Source organism: Paenibacillus tengchongensis (assembly GCF_008973665.1).
In the GTDB taxonomy this organism is placed as follows: domain Bacteria; phylum Bacillota; class Bacilli; order Paenibacillales; family Paenibacillaceae; genus Paenibacillus_AQ; species Paenibacillus_AQ tengchongensis.
On the sequence record NZ_WACP01000015.1, the window covers coordinates 98,971 to 115,421 of the forward strand.

At 44.7% G+C, this 16,451-nt stretch carries 9 protein-coding genes; 1 reads left to right on the forward strand and 8 read right to left on the reverse strand.

Features of this window, described 5'->3' with window-relative positions:
* Positions 1 to 20: 20 nt before the first annotated feature.
* The 6 genes from sbnA to F1381_RS22470 form a co-directional block, all read right to left on the reverse strand.
* Positions 21 to 983, reverse strand: coding sequence for a 2,3-diaminopropionate biosynthesis protein SbnA (sbnA, locus tag F1381_RS22445; RefSeq protein ID WP_246188158.1), 963 nt, complete (start codon positions 981 to 983; stop codon positions 21 to 23).
* A 51-nt stretch (positions 984 to 1,034) separates the two neighbouring features.
* Positions 1,035 to 4,103: a cyclic peptide export ABC transporter gene (locus F1381_RS22450; RefSeq protein ID WP_151737084.1), complete on the reverse strand. Its 3,069-nt coding sequence runs from the start codon at positions 4,101 to 4,103 to the stop codon at positions 1,035 to 1,037.
* Between the two features lie 75 nt (positions 4,104 to 4,178).
* Positions 4,179 to 8,660 (reverse strand): non-ribosomal peptide synthetase, encoded by a 4,482-nt coding sequence (locus F1381_RS22455; protein ID WP_151737085.1) that lies wholly within the window; start codon positions 8,658 to 8,660, stop codon positions 4,179 to 4,181.
* 246 nt (positions 8,661 to 8,906) lie between these two features.
* Positions 8,907 to 9,491: an antiterminator LoaP gene (loaP, locus tag F1381_RS22460; protein WP_151737086.1), complete on the reverse strand. Its 585-nt coding sequence runs from the start codon at positions 9,489 to 9,491 to the stop codon at positions 8,907 to 8,909.
* 757 nt (positions 9,492 to 10,248) lie between these two features.
* A complete protein-coding gene (locus F1381_RS22465; protein ID WP_151737087.1) occupies positions 10,249 to 11,043 on the reverse strand; it encodes a TrmH family RNA methyltransferase in 795 nt (264 codons plus the stop codon).
* A gap of 19 nt (positions 11,044 to 11,062) precedes the next feature.
* Positions 11,063 to 11,722: a potassium channel family protein gene (locus F1381_RS22470; protein ID WP_151737088.1), complete on the reverse strand. Its 660-nt coding sequence runs from the start codon at positions 11,720 to 11,722 to the stop codon at positions 11,063 to 11,065.
* Positions 11,723 to 11,863: 141 nt separating this feature from the next.
* Between F1381_RS22470 and F1381_RS22475 the strand changes: the two genes are divergently transcribed.
* Positions 11,864 to 12,100: a small acid-soluble spore protein SspI gene (locus tag F1381_RS22475; protein WP_151737089.1), complete on the forward strand. Its 237-nt coding sequence runs from the start codon at positions 11,864 to 11,866 to the stop codon at positions 12,098 to 12,100.
* Positions 12,101 to 12,250: 150 nt separating this feature from the next.
* Here the strand turns inward: F1381_RS22475 and F1381_RS22480 are convergent, their stop codons facing one another.
* Positions 12,251 to 13,831, reverse strand: a complete 1,581-nt coding sequence (locus tag F1381_RS22480) for a peptide chain release factor 3 (RefSeq protein WP_151737090.1) — start codon at positions 13,829 to 13,831, stop codon at positions 12,251 to 12,253.
* A 296-nt stretch (positions 13,832 to 14,127) separates the two neighbouring features.
* Positions 14,128 to 15,678: a glucose-6-phosphate dehydrogenase gene (gene zwf / locus F1381_RS22485; RefSeq protein ID WP_151737091.1), complete on the reverse strand. Its 1,551-nt coding sequence runs from the start codon at positions 15,676 to 15,678 to the stop codon at positions 14,128 to 14,130.
* Positions 15,679 to 16,451 lie beyond the last annotated feature (773 nt).

Sequence of the window (16,451 nt, forward strand, 5' to 3'; positions counted from 1 at the left end):
TATGAGTTCCTCTCAATAAATTATAGTTTTGTACGTGCGCACCATTCCGCATTGTAAATGGTATCAAAATATCTGTCGCCCCGATCTGCAAACAAGGTTACTACATTGGGCTTTTTATCAAGTTTTTTATCTGAGAAATATTGCTTTATTGCTGCGAAGTTTGCTCCTGAAGAGCCTCCGGCAAAAATGAGATGTTTCTTCAGCAGTTCGTTACAGTTATTCACAACTTCTGTTTCACTTACGTAGACAACTTCATCTATTTTTGCAAATTCTAAAATGGGTGGAACCTTACTTGAGCCTATTCCAGGAATATATCTTTTCTTCGCCGGACCTCCAAAGATCACTGACCCAACAATATCTACAGCAATAATCTTCGCGTTCGGATAAACATCTTTGATCTTTCTCGAAACCCCTGTTATGGTGCCTCCTGAACTAACTCCGACAAATACATAATCAACACGATCTGCAGCCTCACACATTTCCCCTCCGAGGGTATGGTAATATGCTTCTGCATTATAAGGATTTCCATATTGATTGATCCAATACGAGTTCGGGAATTGCTCCCTTAGTTCTTGTACCTTCTTAATCCGGTTGACCAGATAGCCCCCGTTAGCATCCGGCTCTATAACCTTGAACACTTTTGTGCTTAGACTATTAATGATGGTTTCGTTTACAGAAGAAATCAGGGGATCTATTACACAATAAAAATCTAATCCTCTTTCCTTACAATAAGAAGACAAGGCTATACCGAAATTGCCTGAAGTAGATTCAATAATGATAGTGTCCTTGTTAATTTCACCTGTACGCAATAATTTATTTATAATATAGGTCGCAGCCCTATCCTTTACACTGCCGGTCGGATTAAATGATTCCATTTTCACATATAGATTGATGCTGCTAATTTCTTCACCGTTTATTCTAATCAAAGGCGTGTTTCCTACAGTACTAAAAATTCCATCTGCCATTTCCAACGTTTCTATCATTTCATTGCTCCTTTTAAAAGATCTATTGTTATTATTCCAGCCTCGTCCACTCTAACTAACACACTTTCCAAGCTCCAGCTTTAAAGTTTGATCTGCCAATCCAAAATAATAATCATCGTGCGTGATCGCAATGACACACTTTCCACGGCTCTTTAAGTCCGGTAAAAGTATATTATAGAAAAACTTCCTGAATTCCGGGTCCTGATCGGCTGCCCATTCATCAAATAAATAAATTGGCTTATCCTCCAAATAACTGATTAATAAAGCCAGCCTCTTCTTTTGACCCGTCGATAGTTTGATCGTACTAAACCTTCCATTATCCACCTGCACCTTGCTGTCCATATTCAGAAGCTTTAGATATTTGCTGATTTCACCTTCCTGCTCTTTGTAATCAATTCCATAAAGTTTCTCGAACAAATGGAAGTCGCTGAAAATTGCGCTGCAGAACTGCCTCAATTCCCCCGCTTCCACCTCTTTTCCATCTATACATACATTTCCTTTTGTCGGTGTATACAGGCCCGTAATGAGCTTGGCCAAAGTGGACTTACCGCTTCCATTCCCGCCGGTTATAAAATTGATCTCTCCTGATTTAAACCGATAATCTATAGGCCCTACTTTAAAAACAGATCCTTCAGCAGCCATATATTCATATTCAAGCCTCTCTAAATGGACCTCAATGTTATGCTTGGAATGCAATTGCTGTTCCGGTAACGTAATTAGATTTAGAGAGGATAATTGCTTTAGAAACTCATTAATCCGCTTCCAGCTTATTTTTACATCGATTAAATTGGGAATAGAGTCCAATATCCCGTGCACCGGTCCCGTCATGTATAGGAGCACAAAAATATAGGTTGTTAAAGTGCTTGCCGAGATTTCTGTAAATACGAACGGAAAGATGAATGCAACAGAACCGACAGCTAATGTGAATAACAATTCTCCAATGACAAACATGTTCGCAAAAGCCATGGTCGATTTACCACGCATAATTCTGTATTCATTACAGCTCTCGCTCATATCTGTTTCAAACTCTTTTTTTCTTTTCTCGTTCAGACTTAATTCCTTAAATCCGCCGATCAAATCATCAATAAACTTGAAAAACGTATTTTGGAAATCCCGCGATTTCTCTCCAATCTTGTTAGCATAAATCCCGGCGATAAAATAAATTCCGGCGATAATCAGGATGATTGCCGTGGAGAGCAGCAGCCCGTAGAAATTGATAAAACCCAGGTAAATAAAACAACAAACTAATGTTGCCGTACTTGTTATGCCCGTAATAACGATATTAACGAATCTGCTGACCGTTTCCGTATCATTATTCAGAGTGGCTTGGATTTTTCCATTTTCAATATTTTCGAAATCCATATATGAGGTTTTGAGAAGTTTATTGATGATCTCGATTCGCTTTAAATAAATAACTCCATTTGTCATTTCAATTAGTTTTTTCCTTACTATTTTTTGTCCGCCTACATACAGCGATAGCCCCAATACAAAAAAATAGATAAATACTGTCTTGCTGCCGGTACTTGTAATCGCCATATTAATGGATAATATGATAATGGAATTACCGATTCCGCTTATAAAGCTCAAAATGCCTAATAATACAATATTCTTGTTATTCTCCTTTTTAAAAAGATACACCAGTATAAGATATGCGTAGGTTAACCACAGGCTTGCAAAGATCAAATGATACGTTACTGTCAGACTATTGGGCAGCCAAACATCAATAAAACCCCAAGATACCCCCTGGAATAAAACCACCGGAACCATTTGGAGACAGTAGCTTACACCGCTCATGAAAATAAGCGATACTATTAGCCCGATTACTTCTTTAATGTTTCTGGATACAAGCTTTCTGCGTTTTTTCCCTATCTCATACAACGCCTTAATACCTAAATATACAATCGCCGCTATAAGCGCACTGACTATGATGATAATTACAACAGAAGCTTTATCCGCCTTCGTATTTAAATCATTTATGCTCTTTTCAGGCTGGTCGCCACTCAGGATAGCATGTATACCCCGGCCAATTAATTCTGTATAAGCGGAATTAGTGTTGCTTAATACAGCAACCCCCAATTGTTCGCTAGGCTTCATTAGGATATAAGAGGAATAATTCGGATTATTGCCCCCGTGCGAAATCTCGCCTTCATCCCCCTCAAATATAAACCACCCGTTTCTATAATATGATCCGTCCGATAATGGTTTACTTACATGGTCTGCAATATGCGACTTCTTAATAATTGCGCTATCAAAACTGCCGCTTTCACCCGTACCTATCTGGATCTTCATCCATTGCGCCATATCTTCAGCATTCATAATAAAATAACCGGCGGGCTTGTTCCCCCTATATTCAGGCGCATCATACTTTTGAGCCTTGGAAAAATTGACTTTATACCCTGCAGCAATCTCATCCGTAATGATCTCATTACGGAATAAATATGTACTTTTCAAGCCCAGAGGATGAATCACATTTTCCTTCATATAATCCTCATACGATTTTCCGGTAACCTTTTCTATGATCAGACCCAGTACATCATAGTTAATGGTGGCGTATTGAAAACTACTCCCTGGTTCCGAATCGAGCGTGACTCCGTTTAATCGCTCTACGGTTTCCTCCAATGCGTTATCCTGATTGGAAATGGGAATACTGTCGATTGTCTTAAACGGTACGCCGCTAGTCTGATCCAGAAATTGTTGTATTGTTGGAGAAACGCTCTGTCCTTTGTAATTCATATTTAGCCCGGGAATATATTTGGATACGGGTTCCTCTAAACGAATCACACCTTCCTCCTGAAGCTTTAATATGCCCAGTGCAGTGAGTGCTTTACTATTGGACCCAATTTCAAATAAAGTTTTGGGGGTTACCGGACTCTTCTTCTCCACATCAGCATATCCAAAGCCTTGTTCATAGATTGTTTTATCTGCTTTCACTACAACTACGGATAGACCGGGAATTTCAGCTTCCTTCATCTGCTTATGTATATATTCTTCTATTTTTGTTTTTTCATCTTCTGCCAGGCTCACGCTACTGCTGACAGTTGAAGCTGTTACCCGGATAGGCCAAAATATTGCGGTAAAGATAAGCATCCCCGCTATAAACAAACCTTGTGCTTTCCTCATAAATTCCTCCTGAATAACAAAATATGGATCACCAGGAAGCATGCCATAGCTTCACCAGTGATCCAAGAGTTAGCTTTAGTTGAATAAATAATCCAAATCCTCCTGCGAAATATCCGTACCTTTAAAGTCAGAAGGAGTATATTCCTTCTCTCTTTTTTCGCCACAGTAATTTAGTATTTCTCTCATCTTGTCAGCGTAAGAATGAATGAAGGAGTGTACCGTTTCCTCAGCAAATCTATTTTTGCTATAGGTAACTGTAACCTGCAATCTTCTGTTTACAATCATCGCCGTTATATCTAGAAGTGCAGTCAAATGGTTGCCTGTGCCACTATCCATACCACTGGCGGCATGTGATAATTCAAAATAATCACCCCGCAACACACTATCAAAATCCCCCAAATAATTAAACCTTATTCTTTTAGGTTCTTTGCCTTCATTAATTTGATTATTGAGGTATTTAAAAATCCCATAAGTAAACCCCTTATCAGGGACGTATCTAAGCTGTTCTTTCAGACGTTTAATATGATGGTCCAATTCCGCTGCCTGATCTTCGATCTGGAAAAGCACCGGGTACATGCTGGTAAACCAGCCCACGGTTCTTGATATGTCCATCGGAACATGGATAGGTTCCCTACCGTGACCTTCCAATTCGATAATGATATCAGACTGTTCCGTTGTGTTATTAATGGTTAATAACAAAGAAATGAGGAGAACCTCATGAATTTCGAGGCCATAGGTCTCATTGGTTTGTTGGCATAGCAAACTTATGAAATCATAATCAAATTCAACCTGCTGTACTGCGGAGGATTGTACATCGTCCTTCCCCATATTGAAGTCGCTTGGATATTCAGTTGTTCTTCCCGCTATGCCTCTCCAGTACTCCAGGTCATTTGTAGACATTACCTTGCTGTACTCCGCAAGATTGTATGACCATTCTTTGAACGAATGCGTTTTTGCAGGCAAACTCAGCTCCTGACTATGAATCAGCTGCCCTATTAAGGACGAGAAATCCTCCAGTAAGATTCTCCATGAAATACCGTCAACGAATAAATGATGGGCAGTAAACAAGATCAGCTGCTCATCTTTGCTTAGATTGAACACACCTACTTTGAATAAAGGACTTCCTTCACGTTCAAATCCTGACTTCAGCAGATATCCCAGATACTCTAGTTTTTCATATTTCCCCTCTAATGAGTGATGGGATAGATCAAAATATTCAACCGGGTTCCTGAATGTCAGTAATTCGTTGTTATAAAACACTTCTTTTGTTGTTTTATTGTAATTCAGCCTCAAAGCGTCGTGGTGCTTAATTAGCGCTTCAACTGCACTATTTATAATCTGCGTACTTATTGGTTTTTTACTTACTAACAATACTGACTGATTATAATGACTGTCACACGTAAAATTCTGTTCGAAGAACCATTCCATAATTGGTGTATTGGTCATAGTCCCTTCGCAGATACCTTGGTCTATGAATATCTGATCATCCAGCACACTCATAGCAGCCGCAATCTCTTCTATATATTCTTTCTCCAAAATCTGTTTGGGACTAATCTCCAAGCCTGAATTTTTCAATCTCGAAGAAATTTGAATCGCCTTGATGGAATCACCGCCAATTTGGTAAAAACTATCTGCCATATTGACATGATTGAGCCCAAGAATTTCTTTGATCGTGTTTACGAGCTCTTTAACTGCCGGGTTCATATCCCCCATACTATCTGTTTCATGGACATTTTCTTTAGCATGAGGTAATAGTTTAACATCCACTTTTCCGTTAATGGTTAAAGGCATATGTTCAATACCAATAAAAACGTTTGGAATCATATAAGCAGGAATAAATTTCAACAACCACTTCTTTAAATCAGAGCTGCTAACCTCTCTCTCACTTACGTAATAAGCATAGATTGACTTGTCACCTTGATCATTTTCCCGGATCAGCGCAATGGCATTTATTATCGGCTCAAATTCAAGCATGCGTGCTTCAATCTCACTAAGTTCTATCCGATATCCTCTGATTTTCGCCTGATTATCCCGCCTGCCGATATATTCAATATTGCCGTCTGGAAGGTATTTGGCGATATCACCTGTTTTGTACATCATTTTATTCATTAGAAAAGGATTATTAACAAACCGCTCATGATTTAACTCTGGCCGATTTAAATACCCTCTTGCCACCCCGTCGCCCGAGATATAAATCTCCCCTTGCAAATTAGCAGAGACCGGGCTTAAATATGAATCCAATATGTAAATCTGCGTGTTATCAATAGCTATACCTATCGGTACTGATCCTCCGTCATTTCTTGCTTGTTGGTATTTGTATATCATACAGCCAACCGTGGCTTCTGTAGGTCCGTACTCGTTAAATATTTCAATTTGTCCATTAAAGCTTTGCTCTATCTCCCTGGCCACAGCAGCCTTTAAATTGTCTCCACCTACAATGAATTTTTTGATCGAACTATTGGAATTATCCATATCTTTAATTAATGTTAAATGTGCGGGTGTTAATTTCACTATGGTTGCAATATTATCTTTTATAATCTTATGTAAGATAAACTCTTTACCGTCATCGTTGTAAATCACTACGGTGCTGCCTGAAATCAGGGGGGTGAATATGGAAGTAATAGTTAGATCAAATGATATTGAAGAATAAAAAGCAAACACATCTTTCTCTTCTATGTAGGTTTTATTCGCCCACCATATATAATTCACCAGGTTTCTGTGTTCAATGATCACTCCTTTTGGAGTTCCTGTGGAACCGGAGGTATATATGATATAAGCCATATCACTTGACGAGTGATCAACTGGTCGCTGATCTTCATTAGATAAATATATTCCACTGTCATTCAGATGGAATATTTCACCGGCGAAGTGAATCCCATCTAAATGTTCGAGGTTAGTAAGTAATAATGCAGTTCCGGAATCCTTCAGCATATAATTCACTCTTTCAACCGGATAATTCGGTTCAACCGGAAGAAATGCGCCTCCAGCCTTAAGAATCCCCAAAATTCCGACGATTAGCTCAAAAGAATGATATCCGGTAATAGCTACGATTTTATCTTTTACAACGCCTTTCTCTATCAGGAAAGCAGCTAATTGATTCGCGCGTTCATTCAACTCTTTATATGTCAAACTTTCCCCTTGAAAGATCAATGCTACTTGCTCGGGAGAACGTTCTGCCTGTTCTTCAAACAGTTGATTAATCGTCTTCTCCCTGGGATACATGCTCTCATTGGTATTCGCAAGATATATCCTTTCATTAATTTCATGATCACTGCACAACATGATATCCTTTATCTTCAGTTCCCCGTTAACCAGAATTTGAGACAAAATAAGCATTAGATGTCTATACATTTGCGAGATATCTTCATCCGTGTATTCCTGTGTTTTATAGTCGAAACTTAGACTTACGCAATCATCCTCCCATTCACTAACGATCAGCTGCAACGAATAACTCTGATCACCGCTGCTGTATTCATGCACCTCTACGGGCATCCCGGCAATATCTCTTATATAGCGGGAGTTGTAATAGTTAACAGCAATTTTGTATAAACTATCGTAGGCTTTTTTATTTAACCCCAGGTCTGAAATTAAAAGATCATACGGGTATTTTTGATTTAACAAACAATGCTTTACTTCTAAAACAACAGCCTTGAGCAGTTCTTTTATAGAAAGGTTCGTATCTATTGCCAATCGAAAGGGCACTGTGCTCGTGTACATTCCTACTGTATTTTTATCTTGTTTATTGGTTCTGTTAGCTATCGGAGTACCTATTACTAAATCCTCCTGTTCTAACACTTTGTTCATATAAATCATCATTACAGCAATGAATAATGTATTTAGGGAGAGGCCATGCTCCTGCAACAGGTTTCTAATTTGCAGAGAAGTTTGTTTATCCATATTAAAAGTCTTCCGGTCACTCGCTAAGCTGGAGATGCTTTTATATAGAAACATTTCAGGAAGATTTTTAAATTTTTCATTCCAGAACAGCTTGTTTTTCACAAATCTTTCGCTCGAAAAATATTCTTTTTCTCTTGCGATGTAGTCTATATAGGAATACTGAAAGCTTGTTTTCTCCGTACGATTTAACAAATAACCGTACTCTTCACATACCTGTTTTTGAATCAGGGCAATAGACCATCCGTCTGATATAATATGATGAATTTTTAGAGCGATCCCAAACTCTTGTTCACTCATTTTGTAGATGAAAAAACAGAATAGATCGGAATTCTCTAGTACAAACGGTTTTTGAAAAAAAACCTTGATCCAGTCCGAAAAGGCTAAAGATGCATTTTCCCTGCTGCTAAAATCTATAAAATCAATCTTTTTTGGCTCACTTTCACTAACATATTGATAAGGTTCCTCTTCATTTTTGGAGAATCTTAATCTGAGTCCGTCATTCATCTTAATCACAACATTAATAGCTTCGCTAAGCAAATGTTTATCAATTTGACCTGTAATCTTTAAATAGCCGCCAATATTATTTAGTGCAGTATTGGAATGGATTTTTTCTAAGTACCATATCCTTTTTTGTGCATGAGTCAGATTATATACATTCATGTCGCTGCTCCTTTTCATTTTCATTTAAAAGCATAAATAGACCCCGCACTCTAAATCAGTAGAGTACAGGGTCTTTGTTAAAATCAGTCACATGTTCCAAACAAGACATAGCTTCGCCTGTTCGTCCAGAAGGGTCTGCACTAATTCAAAGTTATATTTATCCCCCTAAACAATTAACGTGCCGAAACATCGATTAGTTCTTAAGGTTCTTTTGTAGAATTCAATAATTTCCAGCAAAGAAAGGCACTAGCTAAAAACAATGCCTACATCAACATATCTTTCTGAGCCCAGCAGATTTACTGCAATCTTGGCCCGTCTCTTGTGTTTGTTTATTTTTCTGATTTGACTTTCCAGGCCCAATAACGGACCTGACTTTACATAGAAATTTGAATTTTCAAAATGAATTTCAGAATAATCTATGATTTCATCGTGATGCGTAAACCGCAAAATACTATCCATTTCACTCTCCTGGATACTTTTAAAGCAATCCTCTTCCAATCCATTAGTTGTTTCCTCTTCATCAGCAATGACCAATCTTTGGTTATTCACGGCCGTCATTAATTTATCTTTTTCATTTAAATAATTAAGTAACCTTATTACTCCTGGAACTTTATGTATTAAATAATATGTACTTATATCCATTCTGACTTTCAAAAATATATATCCCGGAAACAACGGTTTAATAACATCCTGGAACTCCCCTGCGGTTCTCTCAGGTAATTTCCTTTTAGGGGCTATGCAGGTGATGTTCTGATGGATCAGTATTCTATAGATCTCTCTCTTTACAAACTCTTCTTTACCGGTATGTACATATATAGCGTACCATTTCATAAAATCTCCTTTTCGGTTAACTACCCTGTCTCAGATGATTATCCATCCATTTTTGAAAAAATGTTATATAATGCCATGGTAAACTTTCTATTTTTTATAGTCAATAATGAAAAATTATACAAATTTCTTTTAAATTTATTAAATTGAAAATAAATCCTTTTTCACTGGTGCAATTCCAGACGAAACTCCTACTGCAAAAACTTTGTTCAATTCAAATAAGCCGAATTCACCATATAGGTGAATTCGGCTTTCTATAGTTGATTAAATTACTATCCTATTGATGGTTAAATTCACTGTAGAAACGAAAAAAATACTGTCCACTTCCCCAGTTCCCTTCACCTTACTCCCACAAGGCTTCACCGCCAATTCTGGGATAATGATTGGTGTCTCTTCATGTTAAGTTAAACCATAGAAAATTGGAAGCCAACTGTTCCAATTGTGAACGAAAACGAATAAAAATTAGAGTCCAGAATGGCAGGGTGAAGAGCAGGAATAGATCGGGGGAAGGGATTAGGGATCGGAAAAACGATCGAGGTAAAGCTTGAGCAAAGAATCGCAGAAGCCTTGATGGGACTGGGTTATTGCTTGAGAGAAGGATCGAGGAATGGCTTGAAGAGGGCTTGAAGAGGGCTTTAAAAGCAGAGAAATAGGCTGGAACAATGGTTGGTGCAATCGTCAACCTGGTTCCAGCCTTTGTGCAGTTAGAGACAGTTATTTTTAATCAGGGACAGTGATTTGGGCGTTGGACGGGAATTTTTTATTTATTAAATTCACGCTGCCGCATCGCCTCAAACAGCAGCACCGTCGCTGCCATTGCTGCGTTCAGCGACTCGGCCCGGCCGGGCATCGGAATGATGATGCTCTTGTCTACGAGCGCGGCCGTCTGCGGCGAGATGCCCTGGCCCTCGCTGCCGATGAGCAGCCACTGGCTGCCGCGGAAGTCATGCGTGTAGCAGGAGTCCGTGCCGGCCAGCGAGGTGCTGACCAGCAGTGTGCCGCGCTCGCGGGCCTGCGGCAGCACCTGTCCCAGATTGGCTTCCGCGACCGGGAGATGGAATAGCGAGCCCATCGTTGAGCGGATGGTCTTCGGGTTGTACAGGTCGGCGCAGCCGTGGCCGAGGATAACGCCGTCCGCTCCGGCCGCATCGGCGCTGCGGATGATCGTGCCGACGTTGCCGGGGTCCTGCACGCCGTCAAGGACAACGACCAGACTGCCCTGCTGTGCCAGGATCGTCTCCACGCCCTTCCGCTCCTTGCGGATGACGGCGAATACCGGCTGCGGCGTGTTCGTGCTGCTCACTTTGCCAATGACGGCCGCCGACACGCCGATGACTTCCATGCCCTGCACGGATTGCAGCAGCGGCTTCAACTCGGCGGGCATGCCCTTATCTACATCGAAGGCCAGAATCTCCACCTCGGCGGCGGCCATCAGCGCCTCCTGCACCAGATGGATGCCTTCCACAATATATTTGCCGGACTTGTCACGGTGCTTCTTCTCCTGCAGTCCGGCCCACTCTTTAACCCGCGTATTTTGCGGCGATAATATTTCCATAAGTTCCTGCCTTTCTTAACTACTGGTACGCCATCTCCAGCTTCGCCAGGTTGTCCTTGCGGCCAACGATGACTAGCACGTCTTCAGGCTTCAGCCGGTCCTCGGCCCGCGGCGAGATGTTCATCTCTTCGCCCCGGCGGATCGCCATCACGTTGCAGCCAAATTTGGCGCGGATGTTCAGCTCCTGCAGATTTTTGCCGATCATTTGCTGGGGCGCCTTCATGTCCAGGATACTGTAATCCGGAGACAGCTCGATATAGTCGAGTATGTTCGGCGAAGCCAGATGATGCGCCACCCGTGCGCCCATATCCCGCTCCGGAAAGACCACCTTATCGGCGCCGATCTTGCTCAGCACCTTGCCGTGCAGCTCGTTTCTGGCCTTGACCACAATATTCGGCACGCCGAGATCCTTCAGAATCAGCGTCGTCAGAATACTGGACTGGATATCCTCGCCGATGGCGACAACAACGACGTCAAAGTTCCGGATCCCCAAGGCCCGCAGCGCTTCCTCATCGGTGCAGTCCGCCGAGACGGCGTGGGTGACGATGCCGGAAATCTCCTGCGTGCGCTGCTCGTCCGCATCGATCGCCAGCACATCGAAGCCCATGCCGCTGAGCGTCTTGGCTACGCTGGAGCCGAACCGGCCCATGCCGATGACGGCGAATTGTTTTTTGGCCATAGTCTAGTCTGTCCCTCCCACATACGCTAATGCATCTCCAAGTAGTATAGCACAAGCCCCCCTAAACTTGAATTTTCGGACCGGCGGACGGGTACATTAAGACGGGGTACGAATTTACACTAACCATCGGGAGGTCAAAGCATGCCGGTAACCATTGATTTGCGCCAGGCGATTCTTCATAAAGTCCACGGCCAGTCCGAGGAGCAGCTGAAGGAAATGATTGAAGGCTCCATCGGCGGTCCGGAGGCAGCGCTGCCGGGACTCGGAGCCGTGTTCGAGATGATGTGGCCCGACCTGAGCGAAGCCAAGCAGGATCATCTGGTCGCCAAGCTGCACCGACACCTGGAGAAGGTTACACCCGGTTCTATTACGTCCTAGGACAACCGTTTCGTATCGCCAAAAAACCTCCGCACCGGCATGCCGTTGGCATCACGGGCGGAGGTTGTATTTTTACATTTTGACAGGATAACCACTATTCACGAAAGACCCGCTGCACTTATACTCCGTTTGACTTAGACTCCCACAAATTTACGGAGCCGTCTCCAGGAACTTGGCGCTTGGATTCTTCTCTATGGCGGTACGCATCGCGTATTCATTCTCGAACAGCACGACATAATTACCCTTCTTATCCGTTACCAGCGTCGAGTTGATGCGGAACTTCGCCGGGTCCGGCTTGTTCTCATCGACAATCCAGCGTGCGAACTGGTAGGACATCCGCTGCAACTGCACATCCACGCCATACTCGCCTTTCATCCGGTACTCGAACACCTCGAACTGCAGCTGCCCGACCACCCCGAGAATAATATCGTCGAAGTTCACCGTGCGGAAGACCTGGATCATCCCTTCTTCGGTCAGCTGGTCGATCCCCTTCTGGAATTGCTTCGATTTCAGCGCATTCTTAATGCTCACTTTGGAGAAAATTTCCGGCGAGAACGTCGGCAGCTCGTCGAACTCGATATCCCCCGCCTGGCTCAGCGTGTCGCCGATCCGGAAGATGCCGGGGTCGAACAGACCGATAATATCGCCCGGATAAGCCTCTTCGACGATATCCCGGTCCTGCGCCAGGAACTGCTGCGGCTGCGACAGCTTGATGTCCTTGCCCGCCCGCACATGCTTCACGCTCATGCCGCGCTCGAACTTGCCCGAGACAATCCGCAGGAATGCGATCCGGTCGCGGTGGGCCGGGTTCATGTTGGCCTGGATTTTGAAGACATATCCGGTGAACTTCTCATTGGTCGGTTCCACAGAACCAGCTGTACTGCGGCGCGGCTCCGGTTTCGGCGCCAGTTCAAGAAAGTTGTCCAGGAAGGTCTGGACTCCGAAATTATTGATTGCCGAGCCGAAGAAGACCGGGGTCAGCTCGCCGCGGAGTACCTTCTCGTAATCAAAAGCGTCGCCCGCCACGTCCAGCAGCTCCAGATCCTGGCACAGCTGCTCATGCAGAAATTCGCCCGCCATCTCGCGGATAATTGGATCGCGGTAGCTCTCCACTTTCTGCACTTTGATGACACTGTGGTCATCGCCCTGGAACAGCTCCACCTGATTCTTCATCCGGTCGTAGACGCCGCACAGCTCGCGGCCGCTCCCGATCGGCCAGTTCATCGGTACAGAGCGGATGCCCAGCACATTCTCCAGCTCTTCCATCAAGTCAAACGGACTCTGACCCTCGCGGTCCAGCTTGTTGATAAACGTAAAGATCGGAATTCCCCGTTTGGCGCAGACCTGGAACAGCTTGATCGTCTGGGCTTCCACGCCCTTCGCCACGTCAATCAGCATGACTGCGCTGTCGGCGGCCGTCAAGGTACGGTAGGTGTCCTCACTGAAATCCTGGTGACCCGGAGTATCAAGGATGTTCACCCGGTGGTCCAGATAATCAAACTGCATAACGGAAGACGTTACAGAAATCCCGCGCTGCTTCTCGATTTCCATCCAGTCACTTGTTGCATGCTTACTGGCTTTACGGGCCTTGACCGTGCCCGCCAGGCGGATGGCGCCGCCGAACAGCAGCAGCTTCTCCGTTAATGTTGTTTTCCCCGCATCGGGGTGGGAAATGATCGCAAACGTTCTGCGTTTGTCCACTTCCTGCTTCAGCTTCTGATCCGCTGCCATAGGTTTTGCACATATCCCTTCATCTATAAATTCGTATAATCCGTGCCTATGCTGACGGGCAAGAAATCAAATGGGTGCTCTGCTCATTCGCCTTAAGTCCCTTCACAGTGGATTATGGATGGATTCTTGCTTAAACGATCCCTAATTCTTCAACCGCTTCAAAAAAAACATCCTTATCAGTATAACAAAATCCGGCCGGCATTATCTACACCAAAGCGGCGGAACAAGGGCAGTTGCGTAAATAAAAATGGCACTGACCGGAATCAGTGCCATTCTCTATCGATCCATAAACAGGCTTAGCTGTTAACACTCCATACCACATTGTCTTCTTCCTGGCCGTTGACAGGCCACCAATGGAAGCCTTCGCGGGCCAGCAGCTGTTCCGCTTCAACCGGCCCCCAGGAGCCTGCCGGGTAGGAAGCCAGGTCGCCGCCCTCTTCCTTCCAGGCCTGGGCGATGCGGTCCACGAAGGACCAGGCCGAGGAGACTTCATCCCAGCGGGTGAAGTAAGTCGAATCCCCGCGGGCTGCATCATGCAGCAGACGCTCATAGGCTTCCGGCGAGTTGATGCCGACCAGGCAGCTCTGGCAGAAGTCCATCGCCAGCGGCTGGATTTCCGATTCGGAGCCAGGCTTCTTGGCGTTGATCTTCACATAAATGCCTTCCATTGGGTTCACGCGGATAACGAGCAGGTTCGGCTCCAGCTTATGCTTCTGGCCGAGATACACGTTCGTCGGCATGCCCTTGAATTCCACGACCACTTCGGTCGTCTTCACCGGCAGCCGTTTGCCGGTGCGGATGTAGAACGGTACGCCCGCCCAGCGGAAGTTATCGACGAACACACGCGCCGCAAAATACGTCTCGGTGTTTGATTCCGGGTCCACCTTATCTTCCTGGCGGTAAGCCGGCAGGGACTTGCCTTTGTAGAGGCCTTGCGTATATTGACCGCGCACGACATTCTCACGTACTTCCTCCGCGGAAGCATACGGACGCAGGGAACGCAGTACCTTCACCTTCTCGTCGCGGATGTCCTCGGCGAGCAGTCGGCTTGGCGGCTCCATGGCGATCATCGTCAGAAGCTGCAGCATATGGTTCTGCCCCATATCACGCAAGGCACCGGCATGATCGTAATATCCGCCGCGCTCTTCTACGCCAACCGTTTCACCGAGCGTAATCTGCACATTGGCGATGTGCTTGTTATTCCACAGCGGCTCAAAGAAAGCGTTGGCGAACCGGATGACTTCAATATTCTGAACCATTTCCTTACCAAGGTAATGGTCGATCCGGTAAATCTCCTCTTCCTTGAACACCTGGCGGATCTGCTCGTTCAGCTCTTCCGCCGACTCCAGATTGTACCCGAACGGCTTCTCGATTACGAGACGGTGCCAGCCGGGACTTTCCAGCATGCCGCCCGCCTGCAGGTTAAACGATACGCTGCCGAACAGCTCAGGCGCCAGGGCCAGATAGAACAGCCGGTTGCCCGGAATGCCGAACTTGGCCTCAATGGCTGCAGTCTGCGCGCTCAGCTCGCGGAAGCCGTCGATATTGTTGATGTCCAGAGACTTGTATTCAAAATGCTGCACGAACTCGTTCCATTCCGCATCATCTCCCGCCTGGTAACGGCAGAACTCGCGGATGGACTCTTTCACATCCTCCCGGAATTGCTCCTGGGAGCGGGGACGGCGAGCCACGCCAATGACCGCAAAGTCTTGGGTCAGCTTGCCTTCGCGGTACAAACTGTAAATCGCCGGAAATAGCTTGCGCCGGGCCAGATCTCCGGTTGCCCCAAAAATAAAGAATACGGCACCGGGGGTATGCAATGCATCAAGGGTTTGATTTTCAGCCATGGCTCCTCATCTCTCTGTATGTAATATAGTTGACAATCATTCTCAGCGCCGGATAGTAGAACGAAACGCATGACGGCGTGATGTCATTTTATCATATTCGCGGGAAGGATGCTATCAGATTCCTGACAGTTTTTCTCGGAATTTCGCAATTTTCCATTACATTTTCTTATCCGTTTACATAGTCCCGCTTATACATTATTCCCTATTCTTCATATCCAGATTCAGGAACACAGCTATTATAACCTTATGCCCTTAGCCCCGCAACGCGGTGGCCGGAAACCGGACCCGTTTGCAGAGTGTGCCAAGCCTTCAGATACCCGGATTATGCAACGGAAGAAATCAGCGTCAGATTGTGAGGCCTGATCATTCCAGTGTACCCGCCTCCTTTGCTATCGGATGGCTGGAACCGTTCCACCAAGCTTGGGAGATGCACTCCACTGTAGAGGGGGCTGGCCGACTAACCATGTACAAGCTGGTGCATTGACCAAGTTAAATTTATGGACAGTATGCGCCGACAGCCCCAGCTTGTACTCGCAGTTCGCCGGTGCATAGCTGCAATTTGGTGCGTTCAAAGTATTAGTTCGATTTCCGCCACTTATTTGGTTCGGTTTTTGCATTTTCTTGAAGTTAGTTGGAATTCCGCCACTTAATTCTGGGCATATCCCTCCACATCAGCTAAATCAGGAGAATTAAGTGGTTATTATCCAATTGCTCTTTTCAAATTGGCATTTTGACACAAATTAAGTGTCGAAATTCCAATTAATCCGAAATCC

Coding starts and splice junctions, on each gene's coding strand:
- sbnA (WP_246188158.1), bottom strand. CDS start 983: ATGATAGAAACGTTGGAAATGGCAGATGGAATTTTTAGTACTGTAGGA.
- F1381_RS22450 (WP_151737084.1), bottom strand. CDS start 4,103: ATGAGGAAAGCACAAGGTTTGTTTATAGCGGGGATGCTTATCTTTACC.
- F1381_RS22455 (WP_151737085.1), bottom strand. CDS start 8,660: ATGAATGTATATAATCTGACTCATGCACAAAAAAGGATATGGTACTTA.
- loaP (WP_151737086.1), bottom strand. CDS start 9,491: ATGAAATGGTACGCTATATATGTACATACCGGTAAAGAAGAGTTTGTA.
- F1381_RS22465 (WP_151737087.1), bottom strand. CDS start 11,043: ATGGAAATATTATCGCCGCAAAATACGCGGGTTAAAGAGTGGGCCGGA.
- F1381_RS22470 (WP_151737088.1), bottom strand. CDS start 11,722: ATGGCCAAAAAACAATTCGCCGTCATCGGCATGGGCCGGTTCGGCTCC.
- F1381_RS22475 (WP_151737089.1), top strand. CDS start 11,864: ATGCCGGTAACCATTGATTTGCGCCAGGCGATTCTTCATAAAGTCCAC.
- F1381_RS22480 (WP_151737090.1), bottom strand. CDS start 13,831: ATGGCAGCGGATCAGAAGCTGAAGCAGGAAGTGGACAAACGCAGAACG.
- zwf (WP_151737091.1), bottom strand. CDS start 15,678: ATGGCTGAAAATCAAACCCTTGATGCATTGCATACCCCCGGTGCCGTA.